The following is an 11,919-nucleotide window of genomic DNA, read 5'->3' on the forward strand; positions in this document are numbered from 1 at the left end:
CGTCATCCGCCAAAGAAACGGAACTTACGCATGGACATACGCCCACCATTACACCTGCACCTGCTGGCGCATCCCCAATCCGAACAAGCCAACGCGCTGGCAGCCATGCTGATGCATCGTTTTGTCGAACCGCCCGCCAGCGGCGGGTTACGGGTACCGGTCTTTTTTACGCCGGACGACGGAGACGATCTGCCGCCGACTTTGAATGCCGGTGATGGATTGCATCTGGATGCCGCCCGGTATACGATTATCGTGGTGCTGGCCGATGCGCGCATGCTGCGCACCGTTCCCAATGGCACCGGACGCGCCTGGATTGATTTCGTTGAACAGGCGATTGCAGCAACACCGCTGGATGCAAGTCCGCATCATGTGCTGCCGGTGGCGCTGGAACAGGCAGGCTTTCAGATCAGCAAGGGGCGCCATGTGTTACCCGCAATGCTCGATAAAACCAGTACCGGCGAACAGGCAGCCAGTGCGCGCCGACTGGCCGAAGTGTCATTTCATATTGCTGCACGTGCGATTCAGTTGCTTACACATGGCAAAGTGCCTGCAGACGCGCCCGACAAAATAAAAGCGCCGGTTACGATTTTCTTAAGCCATGCCAAAGCCGATCTGGACCGGCAACATCGTGAAGACCCGGTACGCCAGACACGTTCGGTACTGAATGAGTTACCGGTCGAGCAGTGGTTCGATGCGCAACAGATCGCCACCAGTCAGGATTTTGCCGATGCCATCCAGGCGGGTATACGCGGCAGCACCATCATGCTGGCATTTCAGACCGATCAATACAGTTCGCGCCCCTGGTGCCGCCGCGAGGTACTGGAAGCCAAACGGCTCGGCGCGCAGATTCTGATCGTGGATGCACTTGAATCGGGCGAGCCGCGAAGTTTTCCCTATAGCGGTAATGTACCGACCGTGCGCTGGCAATTTGGCGAACCGGATGTCGATGCACGCCGCGTCATCGACCGCGCCGTGCTGGAAGCATTACGCCTGCAACATAATCGCGCTGTGCTTGAAACCGTAGCTGAACCCGGCGAAACTGTTTTGGCCATAGCTCCGGAAGCGGTTACGCTGGCCTACGCCTGTCAGGAGAACGAACCAGGGAAAACCTTCCTTTATCCCGACCCACCATTGAGCCGCGAGGAACTCCAGGTATTACAGCAGCTGCGGCCCAAAGCGCAGTTCATCACGCCACTCACCAAAATTGCGCAGCACGCCCGGCAGCAGCAGGCCGGGAAAATAAACATGATCACCGTCTCGATCTCAGACAGCGAGGATGTGCGTAAATATGGGCTGTCACCGGAGCATTTCGCCACGCTGACGGATGAGATACACCTCTACCTGCTGATGGCCGGGTTGAAAATCGCTTACGGCGGCGCCTTGAAAGGTGATTTTTCCGCAGCATCGAATTTTACGCTGCGTTTGTTCGAACTGGTGCGCGCTTATTCAAAACTGGCCGAAAACGTGCAATCACAGCCGCTGCAACACGCCATCCACAATTTTGCGCCGTGGCCGCTCAGGTTGAGTTATGGAGACGCCGAATGGAATCTGTTCAACAGTGATATTGCACAGTACGACGAGGGTCCCCGGCCTGATTTACCGTGGGATGATGATACGTTGTTTCCACTTGCTGAAAATTACACCCGATCATTGGATTCAAATTCGCCGCAACGCCGTTACGCCTGGGCGCACGGATTATCCGCCATGCGCGACCGCATTACCGAATCGTCACAAGCACGCCTGGTCGTCGGCGGCAGGCTTACAGGATTCTCCGGTATCGTGCCAGGTGTCGTGGAGGAAGCCTGGCTGTCGATCAAACAACAAAAACCGCTCTATATCGCCGGCGGTTTTGGCGGCGCGGCTCGAGCTGTGTACGATCATTTGCTTAGCAACGAGCGCGTTGAATTCAGTGATACCTGGTCAAAACAGACCATACCGGACTATGAAGCTGTGTCTGCTTTAAATACTGAGCACGGCGGCACATTGCCAACTATGGAAAAAATCGGCGCAGCGCTTACTGAACATGCTCAGGCAGGGATCGCGCAAACCCTTAACAACGGTCTTGATGCGCAGGAAAACATTGCACTCATGACCTGCACCGATCCGCAACGCATTGCCGGATTTGTTCTGACCGGTATCGGGCGGCTCCGATCGCAGTGACTGGAAAAATCTGGCGGATAACGCTTTGGTTATCCGCCCTGCAGTCCTACCGTTTTATATCAGCACCGCCGTTGCTTTCCACCACCGGCAATCCTGTATTCGCGTTCATGCTAATAATTCCATTGTAACTGGAAGCGCATAATATTCGCGTCTTTAACATGTACCAGGTTCTTGACATTGGTTCTATCCATATGCGAATAGGCGACGACAAATTCAACTTCCGGTCTGATTTGCCATTCAAGACCTGCTTCAATCTCTCTGACACGTGCAAAGGGTGCATTCGCCTGGAATTTCTCGGCACCACTGTATTTCTGCCATTTTACATACGGAATCAAGGCACCCCACGGACTATCATACTTGTACATGGCCTGCACGTAACCACCGTCAATATTGCCTGATTCTATGCGTGTCATATCAGCACTTAACTGCGGGGATTTACCCCAGTTCCATTCGGCCTGCAAACCAAAAGGCTGCGGGTATAAAATAGCGTGCAAACCGATACGCGCATCGCGATAACCTTTTTTATTGAAGATTGGCGCAGCGAGAATACCGGCACCCGTATTTACCGCCACATCCGGTACAAATTTTCCGGTATAACCATAAACACCCGTCTCAAAAATCTGACCATTATCAAACTGGAATGGATAAGTGACCCGTGCTGCAATATGCAGATTGTCATTTTTATCCCTTTCATTAAGGCCCTGTCCGGTATAAAGGCCAAAACCGATCACACCATAATCACCGGAACCCTTAAGTCCTTTTCTTAGGAAACTGAACCGTTCCTGGATATGCTCGGGCGTCCAGTAGAAAAATACGCCGGTGTCACGCTCGTTTCGAACACCGGTACTGAGTGCGTCAGCGCGCTCAAACGCTAGCCGGTCGCGGCTTGACTGCAGTAATTCAAAGCTGTTCGGTACTTTCGACAAACCCGGACGAATACGGAATTCTTTTTTCTTGTCAAAATAGATGTCACCATACATGTCACGCACCGACACATCACCACCCGCGAACTCTGTTTGCATATAGAGCTTCAGATGGTCGCTAATATCACCCTGGAACACCAAACGCGCGCGGCGGATAAAGAAATTGGTATCTTCCTCGATGGATTTATCCCCCGGCGAAGACAGATTTTCCAGGTCCCCGCCCAAACCGGCGCTTTGACGGAACTGCGTATAACCCCCAATTTTAATCCTGTCATACCATTTTTTTTCTTCTTTAGAAGCGGATTTCTCATTTTCGGGCGTGGAATCAGGTACGGGCACCGGTTGAGTTTGCTCAGATGCTGTCTGGATTGCCTGTTGCTGCGCTTCAAACCGCGCTTCCATAGCTTTGAGTTCTTCCATTTTCTGATCGATTCTGGTCTCAAGCACCCTGGCTTCTTCTTCAGTTGGCCTTTTTTCGGCAGGCATGTTTTCAGCCTTCTTCACTGGTTCAAAATCGCCCAGTTTGATGCGATTTTCTCCCGGTGTTGTATAGACCTGATTGGTTTCCGGATCGACGTAAAGTGTCAAAGCGGATGCTGTTGATAGATAACCGGCCAGCAGTATAGTCGAAACAATCCATGCAAATCGTTTTTGCCTCACAACGGGCAAGAACTCTTTTTCTTCTTTTCCAGACATACCCATTTTATCTCCAATGAAATTTTCTGGAAGAGAGGTTATTACATTAATGTTACATTTTTATTACATCAAGAAAATCATTCAGCGGTATCAGCAAAATTTAATCATGATTGCATCTATACGCCATCAGTGATTGACCGGCCAAATGGGTTTGAGAAGCGTAGCCGCAGCGGGGAGAAGTTACCTGAAAGCAGATTTAAATGACTAAAAGCCGACTCAAGGGACGAGGCATATAATGTGCCGGGCAAAAAGCAGAGTTGAGGTGTAACAAATGAACATCTTCAGCATGTTTTTAATGCTGCAACGGCAACGCAGATAGTTATCCAACATTCAGTTAGCGGAAATACCGAAAACCTGATCAAAAAAATTTTTAACAGCTGATCACACTATTGTTGGATAGCTTTCCAGTATTTCGGTTATTGTTCTTGATACGCCGCCTTGCCATTCAGGCAGGCACAGGTTAAATGTTTTCTGCAGTTTTGCAGAATCAAGCCGTGAATTAAGCGGACGTTTCGCCGGTGTCGGATATTCGGCACTGGTAATGGGATGCAGATTGCCGGGCGTGGTTTTCAAAGAAACATTTGCGCGGGCGGCCTGTGTCAGTATAAACCGTGCAAATCCATACCAGGATGTGTAACCTTTTGCTGTCAAGTGATACAGGCCGTTGACAGCAGAATTGTCACGCTGATTTCGCAGTAACTGAACGATATGGGCCGTAACATCCGCCAACAATTCGGCGCCTGTTGGTGCCCCGATCTGGTCGTCAACGATCTGTAGTTGATCGCGCTCCTGCGCAAGCCTGAGGATCGTTCTAACAAAATTATGCCCATAGGTTGCATACACCCAACTGGTACGCAAAATAATATGCGGACACCCTGATTCCATTATGTTTTTTTCACCAGCCAGCTTAGTTTTGCCATAAATATTAAGTGGGTTGGCCGTATCCGTTTCCATGCGCGGTTCATTGCCGTCACCGTCAAACACATAATCGGTTGAATAATGGATAAGCCATGCATTCAGCCGCCGGGCTTCTTCCGCCAGAACAGCCGGCGCAAGTGCGTTGATGGTTTGTGCTAATGGGGATTCCTTTTCTGCTTTATCGACTGCCGTGTAAGCGGCTGCGTTGATGATAATATCCGGCCTGACGCTCTGTACTGTTTGCTGAATACCCGCTGGGTCAGCAAGATTGCCGCACATTGCCTGACTGTCGGAACCCAAAGCAATCAACTGACCGGATGAAGCCAGCGGCGCAAGGCTGCGCTGCAGCTCCCAGCCAACCTGGCCGTTTTTACCGAATAACAGTATTTTCATGAACGTTGCTCGCTATAATTTTTTTCTATCCACTCACGATAAGCGCCGGTCTTTATGTTTGTCACCCACTCCTGATGGTCCAGATACCACTGAACCGTTTTCCGGATACCGGTTTCAAACGTTTCACCGGGCTTCCAATTAAGTACGCGTTCAATTTTCCGGGCGTCAATCGCATAACGCGTATCATGTCCAGGCCGGTCTTTTACATGGGTAATCAGATCAAGATAACTGTAATTTGATGGCGAGCCTGACAATTCTTCCAGCAGTGCACAGATGGTACGCACAATTTCAATATTGGGCTTCTCATTCCAACCGCCAATATTATAGATTTCACCTGGTTCTCCGGCTTCCAGTACACGTCGTAACGCACTACAATGATCTGTAACATACAGCCAATCGCGTATCTGTTTGCCATCACCGTAGACAGGCAGCGGCTTTCCAGCTAAAGCATTGGTGATCATTAATGGAATCAATTTTTCCGGAAACTGATAAGGACCATAATTATTGGAGCAATTGGTGATCAAAGTCGGCAAACCAAAAGTGCGGTGGTACGCATTAACCAGATGATCACTGGAGGCCTTGCTGGCCGAGTAAGGGCTGCTCGGCTGATAACGATGCGTTTCAGTGAATGCCGGGGCATTCTTATTTAAGGAACCGTATACTTCATCGGTCGAGACATGTAAAAAGCGGAATTCTTTTTTTGACGATGCATCAAGTGTTTTCCAATAATCATGCACTGCTTCCAGCAACCGGAAAGTACCGACAATATTGGTTTGTATAAACGTTTCAGGACCCAGAATTGAACGGTCGACATGGCTCTCGGCGGCCATGTTTATAACGGCCCTGGGCCGATACTGCACAATCAGTTCTGACACCCGTTCGCGATCACCGATGTCACCCTGCACAAAAACATGCCGTGTGTCTTCATTCAAAGAAACGAGATTTTGTAGATTGCCGGCATAAGTGAGCTTATCCAGATTAATAATAGTTTCATCTGTTTGTGAAAACCAGTCCAGCACAAAATTTGACCCTATAAAGCCCGCGCCACCTGTCAATAAAATCATCAGATTATTTTCTACAATTCAATTATTTTAATATTTTTCCACCAGAATCATTCGGCCGCCATTCTGGCACTATCCCCGCTTCCTCCGGCATGGATTGAAATTCACAATCGATACCGATACCTGGCACCCATACCAGTTCTTCACCACAAAACATGAGTGGTAGTGCATAGCGTTCCCAGGGGGGTATCAGCGCTTCCTGCATCAGATTTTTCAGACTGCGCCTTGGCCGTTTACAATCGGGCGAAAAGCGCTCTCCTCCCTGGCGCATTTTAATATGAACAGGCGTCTGTGTTAGTTTCTGCGCACACAAGCCTAGGCCTTTTACATGTGTAAAGTGAATTGATCCGCCCAATTCGCTTAGAATCAAATGAGACTCACCCTGCCACTTCAATTGTAAATGATTTGGAGGCAACTTTCTCAGTGGCAGAATATAGACAAAATCTTTATAAACGCGAATCTCTGTATGCCCAAAAACCACATGCAGCTGGGTGTCTTTTCTGGCGCAACGCAATTGATTCAGGATATCATTCAGTTTGGCCGTGCTGGGAAGCTTTACCTGTTGCAGCCGTAAAATATAACGCAGCAAATTTCTTGCACGCGGAAGGCTTAATTCACGCAGTGCAGATATATGCAGATTGCCGGCCTCAACGCAGCACCTAGCATCCGACGCGGCCAGATCGTCCAGCAATAGAGATGCTTCAGCCATATGCTGGCTGGTGCGCTGCAACGTTTTGACGTAATTGGGATACCGTCTGCTTAAAACCGGAAGAATTGCATGACGTAAAAAATTACGGTTGAAGTCGGTGCTGTCATTACTTTCATCATGAATCCAGTTTAACTGATGCTGTCGGGCATAGGCTTCAATGCTGCCGCGGGAAACGTTAAGTAGCGGCCGCAAAATGGGGGGCGCTGCATCGCTTGATTGTTTCCGGACGATGGGCATGGCACTCAAGCCTTTCACACCCGCACCACGAAGTAGTTGCAACAACAGTGTTTCAGCCTGATCATCCTGATGCTGGGCCAGAACTAAATAGTCCGCACGCAAGCGATTAAAGATATGATAGCGCTCTTCCCGCGCAGCCGCTTCAAGACTCACCCCTGCCTCTTTGTGAATATTAACATATGAAACAGACACGGGAACTCCATGTGAATAACATAGATGACAGCAAAAATGACTCCATTGCGCGGCGTGACTGCTGATTCCGTGATTCACATGTATTGCCGACAATTCAAAGGAGACTTGCTGAGACAATGTTACCAGAATGTCCAGCAAAACAACCGAATCTAAGCCGCCACTGAGACCAACCGCGAGATGACAGTCTTGTCTGATATATGTTTGTAGCACCTGTTGGACATTGTCGATCAAATTATCCAGGTTATTCGACTTTTTCCTCCTTGAATGAACCATATTTCATTAATTTTTTCAAACGTTTATCTATCAACGTATCGGCTGAATAATCTTGTAATTTTCTGAGTGAATCCTGTATCACCGCTTTCACGGCCTGCATCGTAGCCGGATAATCCCGGTGCGCGCCGCCAATTGGCTCATTAATAATACTGTCGATCAAATGTATTGCTTTAAGCCGGTCTGCCGTGATTCCCATAATTTCTGCAGCCTCTGGCGCTTTGTCCGCACTTTTCCATAAAATGGATGCGCATCCTTCAGGCGATATGACTGAATAGGTGGCAAATTGCAGCATATGAACCATATCGCCTACGGCAATCGCCAACGCACCCCCTGAACCACCTTCACCAATCACAATGCAGATGATAGGCACTTTCAACTCGGCTAAAACATAAAGATTCTTTCCAATTGCCTCAGACTGCCCGCGTTCTTCTGCATCTATACCTGGGTATGCACCCGGTGTATCGATAAAGGTAATCAACGGAATTGAAAATTTTTCGGCTAACCGCATTAAACGCAGCGCCTTGCGATATCCTTCGGGTTTAGGCATACCAAAATTACGATGGATTTTCTCACGTGTATCACGTCCCTTCTGATGGCCGATCACCATCACAGACTGACCGTTGAAGCGCGCCATGCCCCCCACGATGGCATGATCGTCGGCGAAACTGCGATCACCATGCAGTTCTTCAAAATCCGAAAAAATATGTTTAATATAATCAAGCGTATAAGGGCGTTGCGGGTGTCTTGCAACTTGAGAGATCTGCCAAGGCGTCAGTTTTGCATAAACACTTTTGGTCAGGGCCTCACTCTTTGTCTTCAAACGGTCTATTTCTGCAGAAATATCCAATGCAGAATCACCTTGCGCAAAACGCAGCTCCTCTATTTTCGTTTCAAATTCGGCAATATTTTGTTCAAAATCCAGAAAAGTGATTTTCATGTAAACACTAAAATAAAAATAAATTCCTAAAAATGTGATGATACAGGATTTAGATCGAATTCTGCAGGCATGAATTCATTTAACTGCTTCCGGTTATCTTTTAGAATAGCCTATTGTGAAGTTTCAAAAACGCAAGGAGGTCAGCATGAAAAGACGCACATTTTTGCTAATTCTGGGTGTAGCAGCAACTGTGCCAGCAGCTGTTTTCTATCGACCAGAGCGGGTAATGGCCATCAACGAACCCGCAATCATAGAGCAGTTAAAAAAACCGCGTACAGCCTGGAAAGCATTGGTTTCGCCGGAAGCCTATAAAATTTTATTCGAAGAACATACCGAACCACCGGGAAGTAGCAAACTGAACAATGAGCATCGTGATGGCACCTATATCTGCGCAGCGTGTTATTTACCGCTTTTCGAAAGTCAGCACAAGTATGAAAGCGGCACCGGGTGGCCGAGTTTTACCCAGCCTATAGCAGGGCATATCGGCACCAAGCGTGATTACAAGTTAATTATTTTAAGAACAGAGTATCATTGTGCGCGGTGTGGCGGACATCAAGGGCATGTTTTTAATGACGGCCCCAAGCCACGTGGAGAACGATGGTGCAATAATGGGCTTGCACTCAAATTTATTGCCCACACCGAATCACTGCCACCACTCAGAAGTTAGGAATTCAATATGTTACATTGCCGATTTATAGTCATAAGTGCTGTGACAGCGCTAGCTTTTATAGTTACAGGGTGTCAGCAACCGGAAAATTCCAAACATATGCCAGACACCCGATTTATCGCTGAAGAAAATCTGGGTGTCGCTATCTTCGCTGGCGGCTGTTTTTGGTGTACCGAATCTGATTTTGACAAGCTACCGGGCGTAGTTGCAACAACATCGGGATATATCGGTGGCACAGTTGCCAATCCTACTTATAAACAGGTTGTTGCCGGCAAAACAGGTCATGTGGAAGCGGTTAAAATTCAATTTGACAAGACGGCGACCAGCTTTTCAGAATTGTTAAATACTTATTGGCTGACGATTGACCCAACATTTGAAGATGGTCAGTTTTGCGATATTGGCCCGCAGTATCGCAGTGTTATTTTTTATCTGAATCCGGAACAACAAACACTCGCAGAAGCATCAAAAGAAGCGTTGGCAGTTTCAGCCCGTTTCGATCAACCGGTCGTCACTGAAATTTTACCGGCCACTGAATTCTATATGGCCGAGGATTATCATCAGGATTATTACATCAAGAATCCTTTGCGATATGCTTATTATCGCAATAACTGCGGCCGCGACGAGCGTTTGGAGCAACTTTGGGGGGTCAATCATTAATACCGCCGATTCCTACATTTCCCTGGGCAACATGACGCCTGAAGACTTTTTACAGCACTACTGGCAAAAAAAACCACTTCTGGTACGCAATGCCTTGCCCGGTTTTCAAGGATTATTAACCAGGCAGGAATTAGTACAACTCGCCGCTAACGAAGATGTGCAATCACGTCTGATAGCCAACAAAAACACCAAATGGCATTTGAAGTACGGGCCGCTGACCACAAAGGATTTTACCCGCTTACCTGCAGATACATGGTCACTGCTGGTACAAGAAGTTAATCATTTTTTGCCATCGGCACGCGACTTATTGCAAAAATTCGGCTTTATTCCTTTTGCCCGTCTGGATGACCTGATGGTCAGCTATGCGCCTGCTGGAGGCGGTATCGGGCCGCATTTTGATTCCTATGATGTTTTCTTGTTACAGGGCTTTGGCCGCCGGCGTTGGGAAATTGCTGGCGATTATGATCAAACACTGGTGGCCGATGCACCGCTAAAAATTTTGCAACATTTCAAGCCTGAACATAGCTGGATTCTAGAGCCAGGCGACATGCTGTACCTGCCGCCAAATTATGCGCACCATGGTACCGCTTTAGATGCTTGTATGACATACTCCATTGGATTTCGGGCACCCAGCCACCAGGAATTAATCACTCAGTTTCTCATTTATCTACAGGATAATCTGCAAGTAGATGGCTGGTATATTGACCCTGATCTAAAGCTACAACCCAACCCCTGGAAAATACATCGCGAAATGCAGCGGCAGGTGCATTCCATTTTAAAAAAAATTAAATGGCGTGCGTCCGATGTTGAAGACTTTCTGGGTGTCTATCTGACAGAACCTAAATCACATATTTTTTTTGATTGTCCCGAGCATCCGCTAACATATAAAAAGTTTAAAAATGTAATTCGCAAAAAAAATATCCAGCTTGATTTAAAAAGCCGAATGCTGTGTCAACAAGACAAAATTTTTCTGAATGGCGAAGCTTACAAAGTTAACACAACTGCAAAAAAAAATTTATCGGGACTCATTTATCGCCGGAATGAATTCTCGAGAAATAACCTTGACGATGAAGCGGGAAAAGTTCTTTATCAATGGTATGTTAATGGATATATCAACATAATTGACATTGCCTGAGAACTCCAGATCCAAAAAAATTTCACTGATTTTTTATTAAAAGATACTGGACATCGCAGTTTTAATCTGGTATTAAGTTTATAGTCTTTCGATATTTGAAGGACAAATGAGCTGTTTAACATAAATTAATTCGTCATAATTAATATTCAATATAGGAGATATTAAACATGAAATACTCTTTGTTTATAGCTGCTTTATTAGCAATGTTTTTGGTAGGCTGTGGTGACCCAAAACCGGGTCAGTATCCGCCTGGATTTATGGATGAACGTGAAGGAATGCCAGACTAGAGCTTAACCCAGCTTTGGCCAAGCAGAAAAAACCGCCCTTATAGGGCGGTTTTTTTTGAAACAAGACACGAGACTTTTTTTAATGCCAATATTGCGCCGTCACTTGAATAGAAACAAGCAGTGTCAAACATGATTTTTTTGAAAATACAAAAAATTAAGTAACTGACCAGATATTGTCTCCAAATAATGGGTAGTATATTGTTCTTAAAAGATTTATACTTGCAACAGTTGCAGGGGTATATTGATTTTAATTGAATCTTTCAGATACGATGAAATGCGGCGCTCCATTAACTGTGTAATGGCATGAACTGCACATCATTCACAGAAAGTTATATTAAAAAGCACGACATATGCAGCAACAGTTACCTTAGCATGTGCTGTAAGGTAAGGCTTGCAGAGCTCTCATCATTTCTCAGTTGATGGAGTACTAAGGTACTTGTATACTGAATTAAAATAGATATATACTGCTCCGTTTTAACGAACTAACTTTTAATATTTTTTACAAGGAAAATTTAATAATGAAACAAACTCTTTTAGTTCTGGTATTAGCGTCTTTCTTTTTAGCAGCATGTGGCGGCAGACCTGGTCAGGCATTGCCTGAACAAGAGAAGGAGAATTTTGAAAGAATTCTTAAAGAAGAAGCTGAGAAAAATAAATAAGAAATAGCTTCCGAT

Annotated in this window: 10 protein-coding genes; 5 read left to right on the forward strand and 5 right to left on the reverse strand. The window is 46.6% G+C overall.

Going from position 1 to position 11,919, the window contains the following annotated elements:
* The first annotated feature begins 30 nt into the window (after positions 1-30).
* Complete coding sequence (locus C8R11_RS06790) at positions 31-2,160, forward strand: TIR domain-containing protein (protein ID WP_107795056.1); 2,130 nt, start codon at positions 31-33, stop codon at positions 2,158-2,160.
* Between the two features lie 110 nt (positions 2,161-2,270).
* On the opposite strand, the gene C8R11_RS06795 is transcribed toward C8R11_RS06790, so the two are convergent.
* The 5 genes from C8R11_RS06795 to C8R11_RS06815 all read right to left on the reverse strand — a co-directional run bounded on the left by C8R11_RS06795 (position 2,271) and on the right by C8R11_RS06815 (position 8,499).
* Entirely contained in the window at positions 2,271-3,779 is a 1,509-nt protein-coding gene (locus C8R11_RS06795) for a porin (RefSeq protein ID WP_181258192.1), read from the reverse strand.
* 381 nt (positions 3,780-4,160) lie between these two features.
* Entirely contained in the window at positions 4,161-5,090 is a 930-nt protein-coding gene (gene rfbD / locus C8R11_RS06800; protein ID WP_107795058.1) for a dTDP-4-dehydrorhamnose reductase, read from the reverse strand.
* Positions 5,087-6,154 (reverse strand): dTDP-glucose 4,6-dehydratase, encoded by a 1,068-nt coding sequence (gene rfbB, locus C8R11_RS06805; protein ID WP_107795059.1) that lies wholly within the window; start codon positions 6,152-6,154, stop codon positions 5,087-5,089. The genes rfbD and rfbB overlap by 4 nt, the downstream gene beginning before the upstream one ends.
* Positions 6,155-6,176: 22 nt before the next feature.
* Entirely contained in the window at positions 6,177-7,562 is a 1,386-nt protein-coding gene (gene tilS / locus C8R11_RS06810) for a tRNA lysidine(34) synthetase TilS (protein WP_107795060.1), read from the reverse strand.
* Complete coding sequence (locus C8R11_RS06815; protein ID WP_107795061.1) at positions 7,531-8,499, reverse strand: acetyl-CoA carboxylase carboxyltransferase subunit alpha; 969 nt, start codon at positions 8,497-8,499, stop codon at positions 7,531-7,533. The genes tilS and C8R11_RS06815 overlap by 32 nt, the downstream gene beginning before the upstream one ends.
* A 145-nt stretch (positions 8,500-8,644) precedes the next feature.
* Here C8R11_RS06815 and msrB point away from each other — a divergent pair, with 145 nt between their 5' ends.
* The 4 genes from msrB to C8R11_RS16125 all read left to right on the forward strand — a co-directional run bounded on the left by msrB (position 8,645) and on the right by C8R11_RS16125 (position 11,904).
* Positions 8,645-9,166 (forward strand): peptide-methionine (R)-S-oxide reductase MsrB, encoded by a 522-nt coding sequence (gene msrB / locus C8R11_RS06820; RefSeq protein ID WP_090696969.1) that lies wholly within the window; start codon positions 8,645-8,647, stop codon positions 9,164-9,166.
* Positions 9,167-9,175: 9 nt separating this feature from the next.
* Positions 9,176-9,823 (forward strand): peptide-methionine (S)-S-oxide reductase MsrA, encoded by a 648-nt coding sequence (gene msrA, locus C8R11_RS06825; protein ID WP_107795062.1) that lies wholly within the window; start codon positions 9,176-9,178, stop codon positions 9,821-9,823.
* A 31-nt stretch (positions 9,824-9,854) separates the two neighbouring features.
* Positions 9,855-10,958, forward strand: coding sequence for a cupin domain-containing protein (locus C8R11_RS06830; RefSeq protein ID WP_244907584.1), 1,104 nt, complete (start codon positions 9,855-9,857; stop codon positions 10,956-10,958).
* Positions 10,959-11,763: 805 nt separating this feature from the next.
* Positions 11,764-11,904 (forward strand): hypothetical protein, encoded by a 141-nt coding sequence (locus tag C8R11_RS16125; protein ID WP_170841558.1) that lies wholly within the window; start codon positions 11,764-11,766, stop codon positions 11,902-11,904.
* Positions 11,905-11,919: the final 15 nt, after the last annotated feature.

Source organism: Nitrosomonas aestuarii, from assembly GCF_003046585.1.
In the GTDB taxonomy this organism is placed as follows: Bacteria; Pseudomonadota; Gammaproteobacteria; order Burkholderiales; family Nitrosomonadaceae; genus Nitrosomonas; species Nitrosomonas aestuarii.